The following is a 23,258-nucleotide window of genomic DNA, read 5'->3' on the forward strand; positions in this document are numbered from 1 at the left end:
TCGCACATCATTCCCGAATTGCTGGCGGCTGGCCACCAGGTGGTCGGCCTGACCCGTTCGGATGCCGGTGCCGCGGCCTTGGTCGCGGCGGGCGCCGAGCCGTACCGGGGCGACATCGACGATCTCGAGAGCCTGACGCGGGGTGCCGCGTCGTGCGATGGCGTGATCCATACGGCGTTCGATCATGACTTCACGAACTTCGTCGCCAATTGCCAGAGGGACGCCCGCGCGATCGCGGCGCTGGGCAGCGGACTGGCGGGAACCAGCAAGCCGCTCGTCATTACGTCCGGCACCGCCATGGGATCGGCAGCGCCCGGTGACCCGGCGTCGGAAGACGTTTTCGCAGCGCACAGCCCCAATCCTCGGGTCGCATCCGAACTGGCAGGGCAGGCCCTCCTCGAGCGCGGCATCCACGTCATCGCGCTGCGCAACTCGCAAATCCACGACACGCGCAAACAGGGCCTTGTCAGCGAGGTGATTGCGCTTGCCTGGGAGAAGGGCGTGTCGGCCTATGTCGGCGAGGGTGCCAACAGCTGGTCGGCCGCGCACGTCTCCGACACGGCCCGGCTATACCGGCTGGCACTGGAGCGGAACGCGATCGGCGCGCGCTACCACGGCACCGACGAGACAGCTATTCCCTTCCGCGCGATCGCCGAGACGATCGGCGAAACCTTCGGCCTGCCCGTGACGTCGGTAAGCGCAGACGAAGCCGGCGCGCATTTCGGCTGGCTCGCTGCCTTCGTGTCGAAGGACATGTCGGCGTCGAGCGCGCTGACCCGCGAGCGGCTGGGCTGGAACCCCGACGGGCCGACGCTCCACACCGACATCCGCGCGATGACGGCAAAGCCCTGAAACCACGGGCGGCGAGGAGGCGGTCATCCCAGGATCCGCAACGCTTCGGCATGGAGTGCCGGAGTCGCGGCGACCAGCACCGCGCCGCCTTCCTCGGCCCGGCCGCCGTCGAGCCGCGTGACGACACCGCCTGCGCGCTCGATGATCGGGATCAGCGCGACGATGTCATAGGGCTGGAGCGAGGGCTCGATCGCCAAGTCGATCCGGCCTGCCGCGATCATCGCCATCGCATAGCATTCGCCGCCATAACGGATCATCCGCACCGCCGCCTTCAACCGTGCGAAACCGGGCGCGAGGTCGTCGCCGAAATGCTCGGGCGAGGTGGTGTGCAGGATCGCGCGATCGAGGCGGCCGACGTCGCGCGTCGCCAGCGGTCGGCGCACACCGTCCCGCTCGGTCCACGCGCCGTCGCGATCCGCCCAGAAGCGTTCGCGGGTGAAGGGCTGACTCATCATCCCCAGCTCGGCCCGGCCGTCGACCGTCAGCCCGATCAACGTCCCCCAGACGGGCAGGCCGCAGATGAACGGGCGGGTGCCGTCGACCGGATCGAGCACCCATCGAACACGCCCGCTGCCCGTCAGCCCGAATTCCTCGCCGAGGATGGCATGGTCGGGGAAATGCGCGCCGATCTCTGCGCGGATCGCGACCTCCGCCTCCCGGTCCGCCTCGGTCACGGGGTCGAAGCTGTACCCCTCCTTCACCTTGGTATCGACCGCGATGTCGGTACGGTAGCGGGGCATCGTCTCGGCATCGGCAAGGTCGGCAAGGCGATGCAGGAACGCGGTGTCGGGAAGGATCATGATCGACGCCCGTTGGCGGTGGCGGCCTTCGCACACAGCGGCACGAAACACAGAAGGGCTGTGAGCAGCCAGAAGGCGGCGGGCAGGCCGATGCCCTGCGCGACAAAGCCGATCACGGCGGGACCGGCGAGGATGCCCGCGTAACCGATCGTCGTGACCGCGGTGATCGCAAGACCCGCCGGCATGACGGTCTGCTTGCCAGCCTGGCGGAACAGGATCGGCACGACGTTCGACGCACCAAGACCGATCAGCAGGAACCCCAGGAGTGCGACCGATGCGACCGGCGCGAGCAGCATGACGCCATAGCCGAGAAGCGAGAGCAGCCCGCCCCACAGCATCGTCCTTCGATCCCCGAGCCTCGCGACGATCGCGTCGCCGGTCAGCCGGCCGGCGGTCATCGCCACCGCAAAGACGCTGTAGCCGAGTCCCGCCTGCGTGACCGGCAACAGGCCCTTGCCGCTCAGCAGCAACGCCCCCCAGTCGAGCATCGCGCCTTCGGTCAGGAAGGTGATCGCCGCGAGCGCCGCGAGCAGGATCACGATCCCGCGCGGGATCACGACCAGCGGGGCCTCCTCGGTCCTGGGGGTCGGGATCAGCCGCGGCGCGGCCAGTGCCAGCGTCGCGATCATCAGGACCGAGGCTGCGACGACCCCGGCGACCGGACTGATCTTCAACGACAGGACGGCGGTCAGCAGCGCCGATCCGACGAAGCCGCCGACGCTGAACAACCCGTGGAACCCGGACATCAGCGGCGTGCCGGCCTGCTTCTCCACTTCGACCGCGTGCACGTTCATGCCGACTTCGATTACGCCGAGGAACGCACCGAACAGCAGCAGCGCGACCGCCATGGTCGGCACCGTGGGCGCAAAGGCGAGGAAGGGCAGCAGGATCGCCTGCCCGATGCCGCCGACGAGGATCGCCGGTCGCGCGCCCAGCTTCGATGTCAGCGGCCCCGCAAGCTGCATCGCGCCCACCGAGCCGAGGCCGAGACACAGCAGCAGTAGCCCGAGCGATCCGTCCCCGATCGCCAGCCTCTGCTTGGCCAGCGGAACGAGCGGCGCCCAGCAGGCGAGCTCGAAGCCGGACACGAGGAAGGCCAGGCGCGTCGCAAGGCGCGCCCTGGAATTTTGAATCGTCACTGCGGATATCCTTGGATCAGCGCTGGCCGCGCGGGTCTTGCGGGTCGGCACGCGCGATGGTGGCGCCCGCTTTCGTCAGATCGCGCACAAGGTCGGCATCGGCGTCGTGCTCGACGACGATCTGCGTAAGGGCATCGACGCCGAGGACCCTGTGCGGGGCGTGCTGTCCGAGCTTGTTGTTCGTCGCGAGGACGATCGTGCTGCGACTGCGCGCGGTCAGCGCACGTTTGAAACCGGCATCGGCCGGGTCATAGGCACTGACGCCCCCCTCGGCGGAGACCGCACACGCGCCGAGGACACAAAGGTCGATATTGAGCCGCGCGATCGCCTCGAGCGCCGTACCATCGACGGCACCGCCGACCATCCGGTCGATCATGCCCCCCACCACCAGCAGATCGATTTCGTCGCGATGCTGGAGTGCTGCGGCGATTGTCACCGAACTCGTCGCAATGGTCAGATTGAGATAGGACGGCAGCGTCTGGACAAGGGCGAGATTGGAACTGCCGTTGTCGATGAAAACAAGGCTGCTCGGTTCGATGTGTCTAACGGCGGCGTCAGCCAGCGCCCGCTTCCTGTGCACATCTTCGCCGACGCGCTCGGCCATCGGCCTCGCCCCTTCGACGACGGGCAAGGCGCCGCCATAGACGCGGCGACACAGGCCCTCCGCGGCAAGACCCCGCAGATCCCGCCGGATTGCATCCTCGGAAACGCCGAACTCCTTGGCAAGCGCACCAGCATGAACCGGTTCGCCCAGGGATAGACGGGCAAGGATCGTATCGCGACGGCTGGACGGGATGTCATTGGGCATCCACTGTTCCTAACCCTCACACCGTGCATAAACAAGATAGTTATCTACAATCATGCATGATCGGGGATCAAGTCCACATTGTTGAGACTGATTACTCCCCATGTTCCAGCTCGCGGATGGGAGATCGGGAAGCCCTGTCAGGGGCTTCCCGATCGGGACGGGGTAAGCGCCTCAGGTCGACCCCCTCGACTCACGGTACACAGCCTCAATATTGTTTCCGTCGGGATCATACATGAAGGCCGCATAGTAACCCTCGGGATAGCCATCCGAACGCAGACCGGGTGCGCCGTTATCCACCCCTCCCGCAGCCAGCCCGTTGTGGTAAAAGTCTTCGACAGCTTCGCGCGATGTAGCGTGGAACGCCGTGTGTTGCTTCGCGCCGGTTGGATGGAAAACGTCGAGCCAGAACGCGGGATATTCGGTACCGAACGCAACACCTGCCAGGTCGGCGTCGCCATCGTCCGCCAGCTCCATAGTCGCGTTGATCCGCATGACGACTTTAGCCCCGAGGGGGCGAAGTGCTGCTTCGTAGAACCGCGCAGATCGAACGATGTCAGTGACACCGATGCCGGTATGATCAAGGAGCCAATTGGAAGCGTCTGCCATCGGATCTCTCCACCAGATTGCTGCTCGTTGTCTTATCAGATCATGCCCGGCAAAATCGTCGCTTCGCAAGCTCAACTGGGTTCGTCGCGCTTCCCAAAGTGCCTTAATCTTCGGCAAAGACGCCGCGTTCGGTGTGGCTAGCTACGCCCCCCTCAGATGCTGCCGTTCCGCTTGCCGCTCCGCCCCGAATATTCCGCGTTCTCCCCATTGCGAATGGTCCGCCGATATGAAATTCTCGTGCGATGATGATCAGCACTGGAGGATGTCAGTGTGGCGCGGTGCGGTTCCGGATTGACGCCGATCTGGAAGACGCCTCCATCTGCCATTGTCGAATGTGTCAGAAGGCAACGGGCGGACTGTTCGGGCCTTATGTCGGAGCACCCTTGTCTGCTGTGACCTGGACCCGCGGTCAGCCCGGTCATTTTCAGAGTTCGAACAAGGCTCGTCGTGGGTTTTGCCGGGATTGTGGCACGCCGATCACCTTCGAATATGGTGAGGGAAGCATCAGTTTCACGCTTGGTGCCATGGACGAACCGCGCCTGGTCCATCTGACTGAACAGCTCGCGTCGTCCGAGCGCATCGCCGACTTTCAGGCATTGGCGAATCTCCCCGAACACCCGCTCGATGAGCCACGAGCGGCGGCGCATCTGGCAGGAATTGTGTCTCTCCAGCATCCTGACCATGATACCGTTGCGTGGCCACCGAAGACATAGACCGCAGTCCGCTTTCTTGCGGCTCCGATCCGTCGCTTGACGCAGCAGAGCATGCGCCTGCAATCTGCTGACACTTCCCGAGACGTAAGGACACGACGATGGTTCTCATGTTGGCGCTCCTGCTCGCAGCACCGCAAGGATGCATCGATACACGGCGCGAATGCCGCGCCTGCACCACGACCGATGGCAAGCAGCGTTGCTCGAACCCAGGCATCGCGTGCCAGCCTTTGACCCGCCTGTGCCGCCCGAACACCGACAAAGCCGCCACGGAACGCCCAAAGACCGCAAAGCCAGACCACCGCTGAGTCCGCAGTGATGGTCCAAACCCGCAAATGGGGCATCAGCAAATATGCGGCAGAACTGCACCCGGCCGATCCCAAAGGACGGCACGCCGTCGCATACCTCTGTCATGGAGGTTCGGTCTCGGCGTCGAAGGGTGAAGCGCTGGATGCCCCGTGAGGATTCGAACCTCAATAGGCGGTATCAGAAACCGCAGTCTTACCATTAGACGACGGGGCATCAGCGAGGGCGCGATCTAAGCGGGGGTTTGCGCCGTGTCAACGCCCTGATGGTGCCAATTCGCCACGTCGCTTGCGTAATCGCCGCGCTGCGCTACATTCGTCGCCAAGCACCGGGCGGGTATTTTCCCGCGGCGGCAGATATAGATAGTGAGTTTTACGGCGATGGGGGATGTTTCCGCCCGAATGCCGTCCCGGCAGGCTGGTCCTGCCCGTCCGGCGGCGACCCGGCCCGGTCGAGGGCGGTGGGCCGATGCGCAGGCGTTTGCCGCGCTGGATCTCGGCACCAACAATTGCAGATTGCTGATCGCGCGCCCGCAGGCCGGCGGATTCGCGGTAATCGACGCGTTCTCGCGGATCGTCCGGCTCGGTGAGGGGCTCGCGTCCACCGGGCAACTGAGCGACGCCGCGATCGAGCGCACGATCGCCGCACTGCGCGTGTGTTCGGACAAGCTGAAGCGTCGCAACGTCACACTGGCGCGCTCGGTCGCGACCGAAGCCTGTCGCCAGGCGCGCAACGGCCCCGCCTTCATCGCCCGCGCGCTTGCCGAAACGGGCATCCATCTCGACATCATCACCGCGGAGGAAGAGGCGCGGTTGGCCGTGCTCGGCTGCCATGCGCTGATCGAACCTGGGAACGACCCCGCACTGATCTTCGACATCGGCGGCGGTTCGACCGAGCTTGTGCTGGTCGATACGTCGACGCCGATCCCGACCGTGCTCGACTGGCATTCTGCCCCCTGGGGCGTCGTGTCGCTGACGGAGCACGCGGGTGGCGGCAAGGGCGAGGCGGGCCGGCGCGCGGCCTATGCACGGATGCGCCAGGTCGTCGCGGACAGCATCGCGCCGTTCGCCGCGCGGCTGCCGGTCAATGTCGAGCGGCCCCGGCTGCTCGGCACCAGCGGCACCGTGACGACGCTCGGCAGCGTGCATCTCGGGCTCAGCCATTACGACCGGTCGGAAGTCGACGGCCTGATCGTGCCCGCCAGCGCGATGCGGCGGATCAGCGCGGACCTGTCGCACATGGCGATCGAGGAGCGGGCGAAGCTCGCCTGCATCGGAAACGAGCGCGCCGACCTGGTGGTCGCGGGCTGCGCGATATTGGAGACGATCATGGACATCTGGCCCGCCGAACGGCTCGGCATCGCCGACCGCGGTATTCGCGAGGGCATATTGCGCCGCCTGATGGGGAGCCCCAGGCCATGAGCCGCGGCGGCTCGGGCGGGCATACCCGCGTCCTCACCGCGCGCAAGCGGACCGCGCAGTCGACGCGCTGGCTCGAACGCCAGCTGAACGACCCGTACGTCAAGCGCGCCAAGGCCGAGGGCTATCGCAGCCGCGCGGCGTACAAGCTGACCGAGCTCGACGAACGGTTCGAGGTCATCAAGGGGTCAAAGCGCGTCATCGATCTCGGCATCGCGCCGGGTGGCTGGGCACAGGTAATCAAACGGCGCCTGCCCAAGGCGGCGGTGGTCGGGATCGACCTGTTGCCGGTCGATCCGATCGACGGCGTGACGATCTTCCAGATGGATTTCATGGACGACGCGGCGCCCGCGATGCTGATCGACGCGCTCGGCGGCGCGCCCGATCTGGTGCTGTCGGACATGGCCGCGAACACCGTCGGCCATCCACAGACCGATGCGCTTCGCACGATGGCGCTGGTCGAGGCGGCACTCGATTTCGCCTGTGACGTGCTGGAAAAGGGCGGGACCTTCGTGTCGAAGGTGTTCGCGGGCGGCGCAGATTCCGCGCTGGTCGCAGAGATGAAGCGCAACTTCACCAGCGTGAAGCACGCCAAGCCGCCGGCGAGCCGCAAGGGGTCGGTCGAGTGGTTCGTGGTGGCGCAGGGGTTCAAGGGGCGATCGGCGGATCGGGAGCGCTGATCCACCGATCGACACTGCCAACGCCGCCGTGCGGCTGCTGACGACGCGGCCTTACCGCGGAGGGGTGGTTTTGGGCATGATGGCCGCGGCATGGCCGGGGGCGCGCTTGCGTTGAGCCCTTCAGACTAAGCCCGGTAGCCCGCCCCCTCCCCCCGTTCGTGCTGAGCGCAGTCGAAGCACCTTTAGTCCCATGCCCTTCGGCTACGCTCAGGGCGAACGGTACGGGGGTGGCGATTGGTGTGCGGGTGTTGAACGGTGTGGGGGTGACGCACGGTGTGGGATGGCGACCGGTGTCGGAGTGGCGACCGGTATGAGGGTTGCGACCGGTGGCCACCGTGACGGCGAATGCGAACCGCCCCCGCTCCCCCCCCGCCTCACCCCCAACGACACCCACGCAAAGAAAAGGCCCGCGGACCTTCAGGTCCACGAGCCTTTCAATCACACCAACCAAGCGATGCCGCAGCATCCTTCGCCGGAGACCGATCAAGGTCAGATCACAACATGGCCCGGCTCGCGCCGCACCACGTCCGTGCGATCAACCCTCGTAATCGGCACCCAGATTCTGGTTGCGCGGCGGGGCGGCGGCGGTGAGCCGCAGCGCCTCTGCCGATGCCGCGAGGCTACCGACTGCATCGACCTCGTCGTCATCGTCGACACGAACCTTCTGCAGGCCCTGAATGACCGATTCCTTGAGATGCGCCGGCTTGACGTTCTCGTCGGCGATCTCGCGCAGCGCGACCACCGGGTTCTTGTCGCGATCGCGGTCGAGCGTCAGTTCGGCGCCGCCCGAGATCTGCCGCGCACGCTGCGCTGCGAACAGCACCAGGTCGAACCGGTTGGGGATCTTGTCGACACAATCTTCGACGGTAACGCGCGCCATGACGCTTCCTTCGCAACAAACACCGATAGGGAGAACACAGGCGCCTACCCACACCGCGCCACAAAGTCAAGATTTTGCCGATTGGGTGTCCGGCGCTACCCCGTGTCGCCCCGCCGCAAGGTTGCATCGGCCCGATGCTATGTCCACTACCCCGGGCCATGACCATGCCCGCCCCCGAGCTCGATCGCATCAAGACCCCGCAGGCGGCGGAGTCGGTCTTCACCGTCGATGGCAACCGGCTGACCCTGCTCGAGGCGGGCCCCGAACGCCTGACGGCGCTGATCGGGCTGATCGACGGCGCGCGGCAGTCGCTGCGCATCCTCTATTATATCTATGCCGACGACGACGCCGGCCAGCGCGTGAACGCGGCGATGATCGCGGCGGCGAAACGCGGCGTGACGGTCGCGCTGATCGTCGACGGCTTTGGCAGCGACGATGCGGCGAGCGCCGATTTCTTCGACCCGCTCGAAGCCGCCGGAATCGCGGTGTGCCGGTTCTCCGCGCGATTCGGCCGGCGATATCTGCTGCGCAATCACCAGAAGCTTGCGCTGGCGGACGGCGAACAGGACGACGCGCGGATCATCGTTGGCGGCTTCAACGTCGAGGATGACTATTTCGGCACCGTCGCCGACAACGCCTGGCGCGATCTCGGCCTGCTGATCGAAGGCCCGGCTGCGGGGCGGCTGACAGGCTATTTCGATGCGTTGAGCAGCTGGATCCACCAGCCCAGGGGCAAGCTGCGCAAACTGAACCATGCGCTGCGCCGGTATAGCGAGACGCAGGGGCCGACACGCTGGCTGATCGGCGGACCGACGCGGCGGCTGTCACCCTGGGCGCGGGCGGTCCGCGACGACATGCGCAGGGCGACGCGGATCGACATCATCGCCGGCTATTTCACGCCGAGCCCGACAATGTTGCGCAGGCTCGATCGTGCCGGGCGTCGCACCGACCGCGTGCGCATCGTCACCGCCGCGAAATCCGACAACAACGCGACGATCGCCGCCGCGCGGTTCACCTATGCCGGACTGCTGCGCAAGGGCGTGCACGTCTTCGAATATCAGCCGACCAAGCTGCACACCAAATTGTATGTCATCGACAACGCGGTCCATATCGGCTCCGCCAATTTCGACATGCGCAGCCTGTTCATCAACATGGAGCTGATGATCCGGATCGAGGATCCCGGCTTCGCTGCGCATGTTCGCCGCTATGTCGACGCCGAAATCGCCGCGTCGACCGAGATCACGCCGGCGCTGTACAAGGCAAAGACCGGTTGGCTGCAGCGCGTGAAGCAGTTCGGCGCCTATTTCCTGGTCGCGGTTGTGGACCCCAACGTCTCGCGCGGATTGAACTTCGGGATCGAGGACTAGGGCGCCGCTGAACGGCGGCGCCCGTTACTGCGCCGCCGTGCCGCCGACGGTCAGGCCGTCGACGAGCAGCGTCGGCTGGCCGACGCCCGCCGGCACCGACTGCCCGCCCTTGCCGCACATCCCGATGCCCTCGTCGAGCGCGAAGTCGTTGCCGATCCCGCGCACCTTGGTCAGCGAGCTGGGGCCGTCGCCGATCAGCGTCGCGCCCTTGATCGGCGCACCGAGCTTGCCGTCCTCGACCAGATACGCCTCGGTGCAGCTGAACACGAACTTGCCCGACACGATGTCGACCTGCCCGCCGCCGAACGCCTTGGCGAAGATGCCCTTCTTCACACGGCTCAGCAGCTCGGCGGGATCGTCGTTGCCCGCCTTCATGAAGGTGTTGGTCATCCGCGGCATCGGCGCGTGCGCATAGCTTTCGCGGCGGCCATTGCCGGTCGCCTCGACGCCCATCAGCCGTGCGTTGAGCCGGTCCTGCATATAACCCTTGAGGATCCCGTCCTCGATCAGCACGGTCTCACGCGTCGGCGTGCCCTCGTCGTCGATCGTCAGCGAGCCGCGGCGATCCTGGAGCGATCCGTCGTCGACCACGGTCACGCCCTCGGCCGCAACGCGCTCGCCGATGCGGCCCGAAAATGCCGACGTTCCCTTGCGGTTGAAATCGCCCTCGAGCCCGTGGCCGATTGCCTCGTGCAGCAGGATGCCGGGCCAGCCATTGCCGAGCAGCACGGTCATCTCGCCGGCGGGCGCCGCGATCGATTCGAGATTGACCAGCGCCTGCGACAGCGCCTCGTCGATCGCACGGTTGTACGTCTCGGGCTGGAAGAGGTCGGTATAAAGATAGCGGCCGCCGATGCCGTAGCTGCCCGTCTCGCGACGACCATTCTGCTCGGCAACGATCGACACGTTGAGCCGCACCAGCGGTCGCACGTCGGTCGCGATGAAGCCGTCGGCGCGGACGATCTCGACGACCGACCATGTCCCCGACAGGCTGACCGACACCTGCGCCACGCGCGGATCGCGTGCTCGCGCGGCGGCGTCGATCGTCTGGCAGAGGTTCACCTTGTCCGCGAACGGCACGAGGTCGAGCGGATCTGCGGCGGTGTAGCGGTGGCGGTTGGTGCCCTGGGGCGGGCCGGCCTTGGCGGCGACGCCCGGCTCGATCAGCGCCATCGTCTCGGCGGCGCGGCGGATCGCAGCGGGGGTCATCTCGTTCGAATGCGCGAACGCGGTCATCTCGCCCGACACCGCGCGCAGGCCGAAGCCCGAGCTGGTGTCATAGGAGGCGGTCTTCAGCCGGCCGTCGTCGAAGCCGAACGCCTCCGCCTTGCGGTACTGGAGATAGAGTTCGCCGTCATCGGCCTTAGCGAGCGCCTTGGCGGTCAGCGCCTGCGCCTGCTCGGGGTCGAGCGTGTCGCGGTAGAGGAACGAGCGGGGGTCTGCAGCTATCGTCATCCGATAGATATAAGCGGCTTAGCGCCCTGCGCCATCCCCATGGTCGCGCAATGTCGACTGGTCCGCGCCATCGGCGGCCCCGCCGACCAGGATGAAGCGCCGGTCGCAATAGCCGCAATCGACATAGCCGGTCTCGTCGATCTGCAACCAGACGCGCGGATGGCCGAGCGCTGCGCCGCCGGGAATGTCGGTGGCGCCATCGCAGGCGACGCGGGCGTGGGTGACGCGGGTGGTTTCGAGCGGCGGATGCATGCGGGCGCGATAGCAAGCGCGGGCGGGGCGGGCAATTGGTTCTTCGGAAGTGATAGGAAGGAAGGATTTGTTCACGCGGAGGCGCGGAGGCGCGGAGGTGTTGCGCTTGTCGCGAAGCGACCTTCACATCAGGAATGGCGGAACAGGGCGTGGGTCTCCCGACCGACAGGCTGGATACGACATCTCCGCGCCTCCGCGCCTCCGCGCGAACAAATCTTCTTTGCCACGCCCGAGGGGATGACCCGCCCTCCCCGCCCCGCTATGCCGCAACCATGACCGAAGCCGCGATCGCCATCACCAATCTCTGCAAGACCTACGCCCCCGTTGGCACGGCGGAACCCAAGCGCGCGCTCGACGGGGTGACGTTCGACGTCCCGCGCGGCCAGATCTTCGGGCTGCTCGGCCCGAACGGCGCGGGCAAGTCGACGCTGATCAACATCCTGGCGGGGCTCGTCAACAAGACCGATGGCAGCGCCGCGATCTGGGGCTTCGACATTGACGGCCACCCGCGCAACGCCAAGGCGTCGATCGGGATCGTCAACCAGGAGATCCTGTTCGACCCGTTCTTCTCGCCGTTCGAGACGCTCGAGATCCAGGCCGGGCTCTACGGCGTGCCCAAGGCGAAGCGCCGGACGATGGAACTGCTCCGCGCGGTGCATCTGGAGGACAAGGCGCATGCCTATGCCCGCACGCTGTCGGGCGGCATGAAACGCCGGTTGATGGTGGCCAAGGCGATGGTCCATTCGCCCCCCGTCCTCGTCCTCGACGAGCCGACCGCGGGCGTCGACATCGAATTGCGCCAGCAGCTCTGGACCTATGTCCGCAGCCTGAATGCAGCGGGCGTCACGGTGATTCTGACGACGCATTATCTCGAGGAAGCCGAAGAGCTCTGCGACCGGATCGCGATCATCAACAACGGCCGCCTGATCGCCAACGAGCCGACCCGCGAACTCGTCGGCAAGGCGCAGGAAAAGATTGTCGCCGTCACCGTCGACCGCGACGTCGGCATGGTCCCGGCGAACGCCTGCTTCCAGAAGATCGCGCTCAAGGGCACACGCACGCTCGAAATCACCTATGCCAAGGACCGCGTGAACGCCGGCGAAGTCCTCGCCGCGGTTCAGTCGGGCGGTTTCGGGATCGTCGACGTCTCGACCAAGGAACCCGATCTCGAGGACGTGTTCCTCAGCCTCACCCGCGCCGCCAACGCCTGAGCGCGCACGGCCCCGGGGCCGGTTCGGCTTACGCCGTGGGGCAGACCACCGTCGTGCCCTGGCCACGATTGCTCAGCGTGGCGCGGTAGAAGAACGAGTCGCTGCCATAGGTCTGGTTGGGGCCGAATACGAGATCGACCTTGTCGCCGATTTCGAGGCCGAACTTGACCCCGTTGACCGTGGCGGTGTCGACGACGATCCCCGAGGCGACGGTCACGCCGTTGCGGGTAATCCGGTAATCGACGCCGTCGCCCGTATTCGCCTTGCTGAAACAGGCGGACAGTTCGACCTGCATCGCGCGCGGCGCGGTATAGCGGATCACCGCGCGTATCGGGTTCGCGCCATCGCCTGCCGGTGCGGCGGTGGTATTGTTGATGCGCAGCGGCTTCGACCAGCGATCGCCGAAATGGCTCGCGAAATCGGTGTCGAACACGCCGAGCCGGGTATCGACATTCGCCTTGTCGCGACGCCAGTAGCTCCAGGATCCGCTGCCATATTGCAGCATCGTGTCGGCAACGACCTGCGACGCGGTGATCGTATAGCCGGTGGCCCCGGTGACGATCAGCGGCTCGGACCCGATCTTGACCGGACCAGCGGGCAACGCCACCCCGTACATGTCGCGAACAACACCGCCGGTGAAGCTGATCGTGCCGCGCAGCCCCCAGACGACCCAGCGATCGGCACCGATCCGGTAGAGGTTGAACGGCTGGTCCCCGGTATCGACCCGCACCGGCTGGCCGTATGGCAACAGCGAATCGATGACGTTGCGATAGGCCCTGCCCTGCGGCTTGATCAGCGATCCGGTAAACAGCCCCATATACGGAAAATGAGTCTGTTCGACGAGCGCGTACCAAGATGCATGCCGGACCCCGGCGGCATAGAGCTCGACGACCGATTTCACCAAACCGGCCGAGGCGCGTCGCGTATCGGCATATCCGAAGCTGAATTCGGTTGCCCAGATCGGCTTTGGCGTCCCGTAGCGGCTCATGGCGGCGTTGAGATTGGCGATCTCGAAATCAATCCCCTCGGCATCGGGGCGATAGGGATGGACCGCGACGCCGTCGATCACGTCGAGCATACCGACCGCGAACAGCGAGGTCAGGAACCCCGTCCCGATCACGTTGGTCGACCCGCCGAGGATCGCGACCTGCGGATTGGCGGGCTTCACCCGGGCATAGAGGACCCGCAGCATGTCGACATAGGCGCGGAACTTGTCGACGCCGGCCGGATAATCGAGCGCGCCCGCACTGTTGACTTCGTTGCCGACCTCGATCGCCACGAAACAGGATCCGAACCGCGTCAGTAGCGCGGCGATATAATTCGCATAGGCGGTCCGGCCCGCCGCGGACGACACCATCCGCCCGCCGTCGTAGAGCGCGTTCTTCGGCGTGATCGTGAGCGTCAGCGCACCGCCGCGTCCGCAAAATGTGGCGAGCGTCTGAACCGGGGTACCGGAAAAGTCGTACACGCCCGCCGTCCGCTCGACACTGGCCCAGTTGACCGTATCGCGCACGGATTTGGTCGCGAGCGGCGTCGTAAGATCGAGCCACGCCGGGCTCCATCCCTGGCTGAAATGGGTCTGCACGCCGAGCGCGAACCCGGTCTCGCTCGGCAGAGCGCTCGTCGCCGCAGTGCCGGTCGTCACGCCCGGGGCCTGCTGGCCACTCGCCGGTTGAGACGCCGTCGCGGATGTCGAGACGACCGTGATCGCCGGGTCGGACACAGATGCGCCGCTGGCGCCGATCGCAAATGCCGTGACCCCGTACAACAACGTCGCCGCTGCCAGACCGGCCGCTAGTTTCGCCTGCATTCGAACGCCCCCCGCGCCAAACATGCCCGTCGCCCTCACGACGAGTCGCCGCACTTTTCCTACCCCACTTGTAGAACAGATGAGTCTAAAATGGATGAAGTCGGCATTTTTTGGATTGAATATCGTATTCTTGCAGTACTGCTAAATAATAAGGCTGCCAAACTACTGGCAAACAGCAGTTTTGCCGATCTAAGTACTGATATCTCGGGATCGGTGGTCAGAGCCAGCCAACGACCAGGCCGAGCAGCACCCAGGCACCGACCCCGCACCCGACCATGACGACGGCGCGCACGGGTCGCGGCCAAGGTGCGATGTCGGGCATGGACTCAGCCACGGGTGCATCGTGTGCCGCCGGGTCCTTTTCGAACATCGCATGGACGATAGTCTGGCCGGAAAAGGCCTTTGCGAACGTCTCTGCCGGAATGGGCACCGCGAAGACACATCCATAGCCGCCAGGTGCGAGACGGACGACATCTGCTTCGACGGTAGCACCGCCGCCGCTCAGTGCGAGACGCAGGCGCGTCCCCACGGTCATCGGGATCGAGGACCGCAGACGGCACCCTGTCGTCGAGAAATCCTCGACGATCACGTCATGCGCCACACCCGGCATGAGCCGTAATGTGCTGTCGGCGGAGACGGTCGACGACATCCGGCGCGCGCGCTTGGCGGGACGCGGCCTCAGGGACGATGCGGGAGGCCCGTCGGACGGTGCCGCGCGCGCGCCTTAGCGGTCGGTGAGCGGCCCGGCTGTGCTGCCGCGCACCACGAGCGTATGCGCGAGCGTCGTCTGCCGCCGCGGGCATTCGTCGCCGCGCAGTATGTCGACGAGCAGCTCGACAGTGCGCCGGCCGATCATCCCCTTGGGTTGCGCGATGGTGGTCAGCGCGGGCTGAAAATAGCGCGCGAGCGGAAGATCGTCGAACCCCATGACCGACACGTCACGCGGACAGGACAGTCCGGCCTCGCCGATCGCGCTCAGCGCCCCCAGCGCCATCTCGTCGCTGAAGCAGAAGATCGCCGTCACCCCGGCGGCGAGCAGCGCGTGCGTGGCCACGAATGCCGACCCCGCGGAATAATCGCCGATCTCGACGTGCAGCGCGTCGCGCAGACCGCGCAGCTCGGCCGCCCGCAGCGCACCTGCCAGACGATCGCGGCTGATCGGACTGATCTCGGGGCCGGTGACGACGCCGATCGCCCGGTGGCCGAGATCGGCGAGATGCGCGATCGCCTCCGCGCTTGCCGCCGCATTGTCGATATGGACGCTGGGGACGCCGAGATCCGCGCTATATTCGCAGCCATTGACGATCGGGGCGGCGCCCCCCTCCCGCGCGAGCAGCGACGCCAGGCTGTCGGGCAGGCGGTGGCCGAGGAAGATCAGTCCGTCGACCTCGCGACGCGACAGCATGTCCGCATATTGATCCTCGACCGCGGAATCATGCCGCGTGTCGCCGACGACGACCGAATAGCCCGCGTCGCGCGCGGCCTCCTCCGCGCCGCGGATGACGCTGGCGAAGAACGGGTTCGAGATGTCGGGGACCGTCAGCAGGATCTTGGCGGCGCGCAGCGTGCGCAGGCTGCGTGCGGCGACATTGGGGGCGTAGCCCGACGACCGGACGATCGCGAGCACGCGCAGCCGGGTCTTTTCGGACACCTGGTCCGGTCGACTGAGCACGCGCGACACCGTTGCGGTGGAGACGCCAGCCATCGCGGCCACTTCGATGATCGTCGGCATCGCCGGGTCATGGATCCGGCCGCTGCCGCTGTCGACCGATAACCGATGTAATCCTTTACATCGATGCTTCGCCGACCTAGCCTTATGTCAGACAAGCAGCAAAACTGCGGTTGAGAGGTGGCGAATGGCGGTAGCGGACGATCTGGGAACGGCCCCCTTGCGCGGTGTCGACACCGCGACGGGCGGCATGCTCACCGCGCGCCTCAGTGCGCTGATGTTCATGCAGTTTTTCGTCTGGGGTGCGTGGAACGTCACGCTCGGGCTGGCAATGCAGACCGTCGGGATCGGCAACCTTATCGGCAATGCCTTTTCGGTCGGTCCGATCGCCTCGATCGTCGGCTCGTTCCTGCTCGGCATGGCGGCGGCGCGCTATGTCAGCCCGAAGATGCTGATGGTCATCCTCCATCTCGTCGGCGGCGCGATCCTGTTCGTGCTGCCGTCGTTCGTGACGCCCGAACGCGGCGCCAGCTTCGTCTGGCTGCTGCTCGGCTACATGATCCTCTACATGCCGACCGTGGGGCTCGCCAACACGATCGCGCTCAAGAGCTTTGGCGATCGGACCGACAATTTCCCGTTCGTGCGCGCGTTCGGAACGCTCGGCTGGATCACCGCAGGACTGATCATCGGCTGGGCGGGACTGTCCGCCAGCCCGCAGATCTTCCGGGTCGCGGCGGTCGTCTCGATCGCGCTCGGGCTCTACAGCTTCACGTTGCCCAATGTCGCCTCCGACGCGCCGCGTGACGAAAGCGTGCTGCGCCAGGTCCTGTGCGTCGAGGCCTTTGGTTTGCTCCGGCAGCGGTCGTTCCTGATCTTCATGACCTGCGCGACGCTGATCTCCATCCCGCTCGCCATGTATTATGCCTATGCCTCGCCCTATGTCGGCGCGACCGGCATCACCAATGTCGGCGGCACGCTCGCGATCGGGCAGATGTCCGAACTGGTCTTCATGTTCTCGATGCCGTGGCTCTACCGCCGGTTCGGCGTGAAGCCACTGCTGCTGGTCGGGATGATCGCCTGGGCGGCGCGCTACGCGCTATTCGCGATCGGCGACGGCGGGTCGAGCCTCTGGGCGGTCTATCTCGGCGTCGCGTTGCACGGCGTCTGCTATGACTTCTTCTTCGTCGCGGGCGCGATCTACACCGGCACGATCGCGACGCCCAAGGGGGTGAACGCGCAGGCGCAGGGGATGCTGACGCTGTTCACCTATGGCGTCGGCATGCTGCTCGGGTCGCAGATCGGCGCGATGCTCTATGCGCAGCTGCCCGCCGCGCCGACCATCGCCGACTGGCAGCATATGTGGTGGTATCCCGCGATAGCCGCCGCCGTGATCGCGCTGCTGTTCCAGATCCTGTTTCGCGACGATACCCGACGGGAGATTGCAGCATGACCGGACTGCGCGGACCAGCCATCTTTCTCGCCCAGTTTCTCGGCACCGAGCCGCCGTTCGACACGCTCGACGGACTCGCGCAATGGGCCGCGGGCCTTGGCTATGTCGGGGTGCAGATCCCCTGCACGTCGCAGCTGATCGACCTGTCGCTGGCTGCCGAGAGCAAGACCTATTGCGACGATCTTAGCGGCCGGCTCGCCGCGCACGGCATCGCGATAACCGAGCTGTCGACGCATCTCCAGGGCCAGCTCGTCGCGGTCCACCCTGCATATGATGCGCTGTTCGACGGGTTCGCCCCGCCCGAGCTGCACGGCAAGCCCGCCGAGCGCCAGCAATGGGCGGTCGAACAGGTCAAGCTGGCTGCGCGTGCGAGCGCCAATCTCGGCCTGTCCGCACATGCGACCTTCTCAGGCGCGCTCGCCTGGCCCTATGTCTATCCCTGGCCGCAACGCCCGGCCGGGCTGATCGAGGAGGCGTTCGCCGAGCTCGCGCGGCGCTGGACCCCGATCCTCGACGTGTTCGCGGAGGCCGGCGTCGACTGCGCGTTCGAGGTGCATCCGGGCGAGGACGTCCATGACGGCGCGTCCTGGGAACGCTTCCTTGCCGCGGTCGACAACCATCCGCGCGCGCGCCTCCTGTTCGACCCGTCGCATTTCGTGCTGCAACAGCTCGACTATCTCGACTTCATCGACCGCTATCACGACCGGATATCCTGCTTTCACGTCAAGGATGCCGAGTTCAACCCGACCGGCCGATCGGGCGTCTATGGCGGGTATGAAAGCTGGGTCGACCGCGCCGGTCGATTCCGTTCGCTCGGCGACGGACAGGTCGATTTCTCGGCGATCTTCAGCAAGATGGCGCAATATGGCTTTGCCGGCTGGGCGGTGCTTGAATGGGAGTGCGCGCTCAAGCGGGCCGAGGACGGCGCGCGCGAGGGCGCACCGTTCATCCGTGATCACATCATCCGCCTGACCGAGCGCCCGTTCGACGATTTCGCCGCCAGCGGAATCGATCGCGCATCGATCCGCGCGATTCTGGGGCTGGCCGAGGACCAAGCATGACCCGGCTGCGGCTTGCGATGGTCGGCGGCGGCGAGGGCGCGTTCATCGGCGCGGTCCACCGGATGGCCGCCGCGCTCGACGGCGACTGGGACCTCGTCGCAGGCGCGTTCAGCACCGATGCCGGCCGCAACACGCGTACCGGCACACAGCTCGGGCTCGCCCCGGCACGCGTCTACGCGTCGTTCGAGGCGATGATCGCCGGCGAACGCGCGCTGCCCGCGGACATCCGCGCGCAGGCGATCGCGGTCGTCACGCCCAACCATCTCCACGCGCCGATGGCGATCGCCGCGCTCGACGCGGGCTTCGACGTGTTGTGCGAAAAGCCGATGGCGATGAGCGTCGCCGAATCTGAGGCGATCGCTGCCGCCGCCAAGACCAGCGGCCGGCATTTCGCGCTCGCCTTTACCTATAGCGGCTATCCGATGATCGAGGAGGCGCGCGCACGCGTCGCACGCGGCGATCTTGGCGCGATCCGCCTCGTCCAGGTCGAATATCTGCAGGGCTGGCTCAGTTTGCCGATCGATGGTGACGGCAACCGCCAGGCCGAGTGGCGGACCGACCCGGCCCGTGCCGGGCTGGGCGGCTGTCTCGGCGATATCGGCACGCATGCCTTCCACCTCGCCGAACATGTCTGCGCGCTGCGGGTCGAGGCAGTCTCGGCGGATCTGACGACGCACGTGCCAGGCCGCCGGCTCGACGACGATGTCAGCGCGATGCTGCGGTTCGAGGGCGGCGCGCGCGGCATGCTGAAGGCGAGCCAGGTCGCCGCCGGCGAAGAAAATGCGCTGACGCTGCGAGTCTATGGCGAGCGAGGCGGGCTCGAATGGGCACAGATGGAGCCGAACACGCTCGTCATGCGCTGGCTCGACCGCCCGGCCGAGATCGTCCGCACCGGCGGCCCCGCGCTGCAGCCCGGTGTCGCCGCGCTGACGCGGACCCCGTCGGGCCATCCCGAAGGCTATATCGAGGCGTTCGCCAATCTGTACCGCGCCTTTGCGGCAACCGTCCGCGGCGAGGGCGGACGCTGGTTCCCCGGCGTCGTCGACGGGCTTCGCACGATGCGGTTTATCGAGGCGGTGATCGCCAACGCGGCATCGGACCGCAAATGGTCGCCGCTCTATCCTGGAGAGACGGAATGAAATTCTTCATCGGGCTTGGCGCAGCCGGCATCGGCGCGGCGGCCCTCATCGCCGTCTGCGCGCCGACCAGCGCCCAGACGACGCCCGCCGCGGCGCCCCCGGCCTTTGCCGCGTGCCGGGCCTGCCATACGGTCGACAAGGGCGGGCGCAACGGCATCGGCCCCAATCTTCACGGCGTGGTCGGCCGTGCCGCCGCCGCGTCGCCGGGGTTCAATTATTCGCCTGCGCTGAAGGCATCGAAGCTGCGCTGGGACGACGCGACGCTGAGCGAATATCTCGCGGCCCCGTCGAAGAAGGTGCCCGGATCGCGCATGCCGATCGCGACCCCTGATCCCGCGAAACGCGCCGCGATCATCGCCTATCTGAAGGCGGCGGGCGCGAAATGAGACGGATCCGGCGATGACGCTCTCCCGCCGCACGCTGATCGCGGCCGGCGCTGCGGCGTCGCTGCTCCCCGCGGGAATCGCCGCGCAGCGCCGCGGCACGACCGCCGCCCGCTTCTCGCTCGGCTATGCGCCGCACGAGGGCAGCTTTGCGAGCCGCGGCGGACTGATCGAGCAGATCGCCTTCGCCGCCGACCAGGGCTTCACCGCCTGGGAAGACAATGAGGCCGCGGCCCGTCCCGTCGCCGATCAGGAGCGGATGGCCAAGGCGCTGTCGCAGCGCGGCATGACGATGGGCGTCTTCGTCGCGAGCATGCCAAAATGGGCGAAGTCGCGCCCCTTGCTCGGCGCCAATGACGATGCCGATCGCGAAGGGTTTCTGACCGATATCCGCGCGTCGATCGCGGTCGCCAAGCGGCTGAACGCGACCCGGATGACCGTCGTCACCGGCTTCATGGACCCGAAACTGCCCGTCGAGATTCAGACGGCGCGCGTGATCGACGTCATGCGCCGCGCCGGCGACATCGTCGCGCCGCACGGCATCGCGATGGTGATGGAGCCGCTCAACACGCGCACCAACCATCCCGGCGTCTATATGCAGACGATCGCGCAGGGCTATGCGATCGCCCGCGGCGCGAACAGCCCCGCGGTCAAGATCCTGGCCGACCTCTACCATGAGCAGATCCAGTCGGGGAATCTGATCCCCACGCTCGACGCCTGCTGGAGCGAGATCGGCTATCTTCAGTTCGGCGACAATCCCGGCCGCAACGAGCCGATGACGGGCGAGATCAACTATGCCGCGATCGTCCGCTGGCTGCGCGGCCGGCGCTATGCGGGGGTAATCGGCATGGAACACGGCAATTCGGTGGCGGGACGCGCAGGCGAGGATCGCCTGATCGCCGCCTATCGCGCGATCGACGCGGCATGAGGGGGAAGAGCATGACGAACTATGTGATGGCGGGGGTCGTCGCGGCGATGGCGCTGACGACGACGGGGTCCGTTGCCGCGCAGGACAAGCCGGGCTTCAAGGACACGCCGATGCTGCCCGGCGGCCAATGGCGTGTCCACGACGCCGACCGCCCTGCGCCCGTCGCCGTCGCGCCGGCCGCCGCCCCCGGCGGTCCGCCCGCCGACGCGATCGTGCTGTTCGACGGCCGTTCGCTCGACGCGTGGAAGCCCGATCGCATCGCCTGGCCGATCGAGAACGGTGCGCTGATAATCCCGTCGCGCGCAAAAAGCGGCGGCGAGAACAATCTCGTCTCGAAACAGAGCTTCGGCGACGTGCAGATGCATCTCGAATTCCGCTCGCCCAATCCGCCGACCAAGAGTTCGCAGGACCGCGGCAACAGCGGCATCTGGTTCATGCAGCGCTACGAGCTGCAGATCCTCGACGGCTATCGGAACCCGACCTATGCCGATGGCACGGTGGGCGGGGTCTATGGCTGGAAGCCGCCGCTGGTGAACCCGGCGCGCAAACCGGGCGAATGGCAGACCTACGACATCGTGTTCGAGCGGCCGCGCTTTGCCGCCGACGGCAGTCTGGTTCGACCGGCTTACCTGACCGCTTTGCTCAACGGCGTGCTCGTCCAGAATCATCAGGCGATGCTCGGCACGACCAACTGGCGCCATGTCGCACGCTATACCGCGCATCCCGATGCGGCACCGATCCAGCTGCAGGACCATGATTCCCCCGTGGCGTTCCGCAACATCTGGATCCGCCCGCTGACCGATGCGGCAATCGCGCAGGACCTTGGAAAGGACGGTAAATGATCGATCGCAGAACCGCGCTGGCCGGTGTCGCCGGCATGTTCGGCGCAGCGCTCTATGCCCCGATCGCGCGCGCGGCCGGGCTCGCGCAGCAGCCGGCGGCCGGTATCCCGCCGATCAGCGAAGGGCCACCGAGCGCGCCGGTCTTCACGCCTGCCCAACGTGCACTGATGACCGCGCTCAGCGAGCGGGTCCTGCCGACCACCGATACCCCCGGCGCGATCGCGGCGGACGTCCCTGCCTTCATCGAAAAACTGCTGGCCGACTGGGCCCGGCCCGAGGACCGCGTGCCGATCATCGCCGGGCTCGACGCGATCGAGGCGCGCTGTCTGCAGGACTATAAGGTCGCCGGCGCCCGGGCGACCGCGGCACAGCACGACGCGCTGCTCACTCTGGCGATGAACGACGGCCTGCCGTCGGGCGGCGCGTTCTTCACCGCATTCCGGCAGCTCGTCATCACCGGTTACTACACGTCCGAAATCGGCATCACGCAGGAACGCGAATATCTGCCGGTCCCCGGCGAATATAACGGTGCCTTCCCCTATTCCCAGGTCAACAAGGTGTATTCCTCATGATCCTCAGCCGTAGAACCCTGCTTACGGGCACCGGTGCGGTGGCGGCGCTCGCGCTGGTCGATCGCTCGATCTCGCCCGCGTCCGCCGCACAGCTCAAGGCGATCGGCCTGCAGCTCTATACCGTGCGCGAACTGTTCGCGAAGGACCCCGTCGCCACGCTCGAGGCGGTCGCACGGATCGGCTACCGCGAGGTCGAATTCGGCGGCGGCGGGTACGAGACCATGGATCACGCACTGCTGCGAAAGACCATGGACCGGCTCGGCCTGACCGCACCTTCGGTGCATATCGGCTATGACGCGCTGCTTCAGCGGTTCGAACCGTCGGTGGCGATGGCAAGGACGCTCGGCGCGAAGACGGTCGTGCTGCCGTACATGACCGACGAGCATCGCAACGAACAGGGCTGGAACGCCGCGCTGCCCAATTTCAACCGCTTCGCGACGCAGCTGAAGTCGGCGGGGTTCGGCTTTGCCTATCACAACCATGATTTCGAATTCACGGTCCGGCCGGGCGGGGTCAGCCTGTACGACCGGCTGCTCAAGGAAACCGATCCCGCGCTCGTCAAGCTCGAGCTCGATATCTATTGGGCGGCGCATGCGGGCGAGGATCCCGCGGCGCTGATCGACCGGCTGTCCACCCGCCTCTACGCCTATCACGTCAAGGACATGCGGCCCGATCGCAGCATGACCGCGGTCGGCCAGGGCACGCTCGACTTTGCCGCTTTGTTCAAGCGCAAGTCGGGCGCCGGCGTGCAGCATTTCTACGTCGAGAACGACCAGGCGCCTGCGCCCTATCTGCCCGACATCACCACCAGCTTCCGGACGCTGCGCGCACTGCGCTTCTGATCGAGACAGGAGACCAAGACCATGGCCGCAACCAACAGGTTCGACGCGATCGTCATAGGATCGGGCGTGAGCGGCGGG

24 protein-coding genes and 1 tRNA gene are annotated in these 23,258 nt (G+C 66.5%); 14 read left to right on the forward strand and 11 right to left on the reverse strand.

The features are described from left to right. On the forward strand, positions 1-852 hold an 852-nt coding region (locus ASE89_RS00485; RefSeq protein WP_082451161.1), incomplete at its 5' end, for an SDR family oxidoreductase. 23 nt (positions 853-875) lie between these two features. On the opposite strand, the gene hisN is transcribed toward ASE89_RS00485, so the two are convergent. From hisN to ASE89_RS00505, 4 genes are all read right to left on the reverse strand, one after another. Next, positions 876-1,652 carry a histidinol-phosphatase gene (gene hisN, locus ASE89_RS00490; RefSeq protein ID WP_056673037.1) on the reverse strand — a complete coding sequence of 259 codons (777 nt, stop codon included), beginning with the start codon at positions 1,650-1,652 and terminating at the stop codon, positions 876-878. Then, complete coding sequence (locus ASE89_RS00495; RefSeq protein WP_056675060.1) at positions 1,649-2,791, reverse strand: MFS transporter; 1,143 nt, start codon at positions 2,789-2,791, stop codon at positions 1,649-1,651. Before ASE89_RS00495 ends, hisN begins: the two co-directional genes overlap by 4 nt. 16 nt (positions 2,792-2,807) lie before the next feature. Further along, positions 2,808-3,599, reverse strand: coding sequence for a DeoR/GlpR family DNA-binding transcription regulator (locus ASE89_RS00500; RefSeq protein WP_056673039.1), 792 nt, complete (start codon positions 3,597-3,599; stop codon positions 2,808-2,810). A 171-nt stretch (positions 3,600-3,770) separates the two neighbouring features. Further along, positions 3,771-4,205 carry a VOC family protein gene (locus tag ASE89_RS00505; RefSeq protein ID WP_056673042.1) on the reverse strand — a complete coding sequence of 145 codons (435 nt, stop codon included), beginning with the start codon at positions 4,203-4,205 and terminating at the stop codon, positions 3,771-3,773. Between the two features lie 245 nt (positions 4,206-4,450). On the opposite strand from ASE89_RS00505, the gene ASE89_RS00510 reads away from it, so the two are divergent. After that, positions 4,451-4,918: a GFA family protein gene (locus tag ASE89_RS00510; protein WP_443024336.1), complete on the forward strand. Its 468-nt coding sequence runs from the start codon at positions 4,451-4,453 to the stop codon at positions 4,916-4,918. Positions 4,919-5,363: 445 nt separating this feature from the next. On the opposite strand, the gene ASE89_RS00515 is transcribed toward ASE89_RS00510, so the two are convergent. Continuing rightward, positions 5,364-5,437: transfer RNA gene (locus tag ASE89_RS00515), tRNA-Gln, on the reverse strand. A gap of 185 nt (positions 5,438-5,622) precedes the next feature. Between ASE89_RS00515 and ASE89_RS00520 the strand changes: the two genes are divergently transcribed. Together ASE89_RS00520 and ASE89_RS00525 are read left to right on the forward strand one after the other, a co-directional pair. Further along, a complete protein-coding gene (locus ASE89_RS00520) occupies positions 5,623-6,642 on the forward strand; it encodes a Ppx/GppA phosphatase family protein (RefSeq protein ID WP_056673048.1) in 1,020 nt (339 codons plus the stop codon). Beyond that, the gene (locus ASE89_RS00525; protein WP_056673051.1) at positions 6,639-7,319 is read left to right on the forward strand and encodes an RlmE family RNA methyltransferase; all 681 of its coding nucleotides are present in this window, start codon (positions 6,639-6,641) and stop codon (positions 7,317-7,319) included. The genes ASE89_RS00520 and ASE89_RS00525 overlap by 4 nt, the downstream gene beginning before the upstream one ends. 535 nt (positions 7,320-7,854) lie before the next feature. On the opposite strand, the gene rpoZ is transcribed toward ASE89_RS00525, so the two are convergent. Next, positions 7,855-8,199, reverse strand: a complete 345-nt coding sequence (gene rpoZ / locus ASE89_RS00530) for a DNA-directed RNA polymerase subunit omega (protein ID WP_031439727.1) — start codon at positions 8,197-8,199, stop codon at positions 7,855-7,857. Between the two features lie 164 nt (positions 8,200-8,363). On the opposite strand from rpoZ, the gene ASE89_RS00535 reads away from it, so the two are divergent. Further along, positions 8,364-9,566 (forward strand): phospholipase D-like domain-containing protein, encoded by a 1,203-nt coding sequence (locus ASE89_RS00535; protein WP_056675062.1) that lies wholly within the window; start codon positions 8,364-8,366, stop codon positions 9,564-9,566. Positions 9,567-9,590: 24 nt separating this feature from the next. Here the strand turns inward: ASE89_RS00535 and tldD are convergent, their stop codons facing one another. Both tldD and ASE89_RS00545 read right to left on the reverse strand, forming a co-directional pair. Then, positions 9,591-11,021 (reverse strand): metalloprotease TldD, encoded by a 1,431-nt coding sequence (gene tldD, locus ASE89_RS00540; RefSeq protein ID WP_056673054.1) that lies wholly within the window; start codon positions 11,019-11,021, stop codon positions 9,591-9,593. 18 nt (positions 11,022-11,039) lie between these two features. After that, positions 11,040-11,273, reverse strand: a complete 234-nt coding sequence (locus tag ASE89_RS00545; protein ID WP_031393477.1) for a zinc-finger domain-containing protein — start codon at positions 11,271-11,273, stop codon at positions 11,040-11,042. A gap of 272 nt (positions 11,274-11,545) precedes the next feature. On the opposite strand from ASE89_RS00545, the gene ASE89_RS00550 reads away from it, so the two are divergent. After that, positions 11,546-12,484 carry an ABC transporter ATP-binding protein gene (locus tag ASE89_RS00550; RefSeq protein ID WP_056673057.1) on the forward strand — a complete coding sequence of 313 codons (939 nt, stop codon included), beginning with the start codon at positions 11,546-11,548 and terminating at the stop codon, positions 12,482-12,484. Between the two features lie 28 nt (positions 12,485-12,512). On the opposite strand, the gene ASE89_RS00555 is transcribed toward ASE89_RS00550, so the two are convergent. The 3 genes from ASE89_RS00555 to ASE89_RS00565 form a co-directional block, all read right to left on the reverse strand. Further along, positions 12,513-14,294, reverse strand: a complete 1,782-nt coding sequence (locus ASE89_RS00555; protein ID WP_056673060.1) for a hypothetical protein — start codon at positions 14,292-14,294, stop codon at positions 12,513-12,515. Positions 14,295-14,511: 217 nt separating this feature from the next. Further along, positions 14,512-14,943 carry a PilZ domain-containing protein gene (locus ASE89_RS00560; protein WP_082451162.1) on the reverse strand — a complete coding sequence of 144 codons (432 nt, stop codon included), beginning with the start codon at positions 14,941-14,943 and terminating at the stop codon, positions 14,512-14,514. A gap of 75 nt (positions 14,944-15,018) precedes the next feature. Further along, a complete protein-coding gene (locus ASE89_RS00565) occupies positions 15,019-16,026 on the reverse strand; it encodes a LacI family DNA-binding transcriptional regulator (RefSeq protein WP_056673066.1) in 1,008 nt (335 codons plus the stop codon). A 124-nt stretch (positions 16,027-16,150) separates the two neighbouring features. On the opposite strand from ASE89_RS00565, the gene ASE89_RS00570 reads away from it, so the two are divergent. Genes ASE89_RS00570 through ASE89_RS00605 form a run of 8 tightly spaced genes read left to right on the forward strand, consistent with a single transcriptional unit; the run spans position 16,151 to position 23,180 of the window. Beyond that, positions 16,151-17,413 (forward strand): MFS transporter, encoded by a 1,263-nt coding sequence (locus ASE89_RS00570; RefSeq protein WP_082446873.1) that lies wholly within the window; start codon positions 16,151-16,153, stop codon positions 17,411-17,413. Beyond that, the gene (locus ASE89_RS00575; protein ID WP_056673070.1) at positions 17,410-18,474 is read left to right on the forward strand and encodes a sugar phosphate isomerase/epimerase family protein; all 1,065 of its coding nucleotides are present in this window, start codon (positions 17,410-17,412) and stop codon (positions 18,472-18,474) included. The genes ASE89_RS00570 and ASE89_RS00575 overlap by 4 nt, the downstream gene beginning before the upstream one ends. Continuing rightward, a complete protein-coding gene (locus ASE89_RS00580) occupies positions 18,471-19,613 on the forward strand; it encodes a Gfo/Idh/MocA family protein (protein WP_056673072.1) in 1,143 nt (380 codons plus the stop codon). The genes ASE89_RS00575 and ASE89_RS00580 overlap by 4 nt, the downstream gene beginning before the upstream one ends. Continuing rightward, positions 19,610-19,999 carry a c-type cytochrome gene (locus ASE89_RS00585; protein WP_082451163.1) on the forward strand — a complete coding sequence of 130 codons (390 nt, stop codon included), beginning with the start codon at positions 19,610-19,612 and terminating at the stop codon, positions 19,997-19,999. The genes ASE89_RS00580 and ASE89_RS00585 overlap by 4 nt, the downstream gene beginning before the upstream one ends. Before the next feature lie 13 nt (positions 20,000-20,012). Next, on the forward strand, positions 20,013-20,924 hold the full coding sequence (locus ASE89_RS00590) for a hydroxypyruvate isomerase family protein (RefSeq protein ID WP_056673075.1): 912 nt from the start codon (positions 20,013-20,015) through the stop codon (positions 20,922-20,924). Between the two features lie 26 nt (positions 20,925-20,950). Then, positions 20,951-21,766: a family 16 glycoside hydrolase gene (locus ASE89_RS00595; RefSeq protein ID WP_192003311.1), complete on the forward strand. Its 816-nt coding sequence runs from the start codon at positions 20,951-20,953 to the stop codon at positions 21,764-21,766. Next, positions 21,763-22,338: a gluconate 2-dehydrogenase subunit 3 family protein gene (locus tag ASE89_RS00600; protein ID WP_056673081.1), complete on the forward strand. Its 576-nt coding sequence runs from the start codon at positions 21,763-21,765 to the stop codon at positions 22,336-22,338. The genes ASE89_RS00595 and ASE89_RS00600 overlap by 4 nt, the downstream gene beginning before the upstream one ends. Then, positions 22,335-23,180: a sugar phosphate isomerase/epimerase family protein gene (locus ASE89_RS00605; protein ID WP_031394101.1), complete on the forward strand. Its 846-nt coding sequence runs from the start codon at positions 22,335-22,337 to the stop codon at positions 23,178-23,180. The genes ASE89_RS00600 and ASE89_RS00605 overlap by 4 nt, the downstream gene beginning before the upstream one ends. The last annotated feature ends 78 nt before the right edge of the window (positions 23,181-23,258 follow it).

Source organism: Sphingomonas sp. Leaf30 (genome assembly GCF_001422525.1).
Taxonomy (GTDB): domain Bacteria; phylum Pseudomonadota; class Alphaproteobacteria; order Sphingomonadales; family Sphingomonadaceae; genus Sphingomonas; species Sphingomonas aerolata.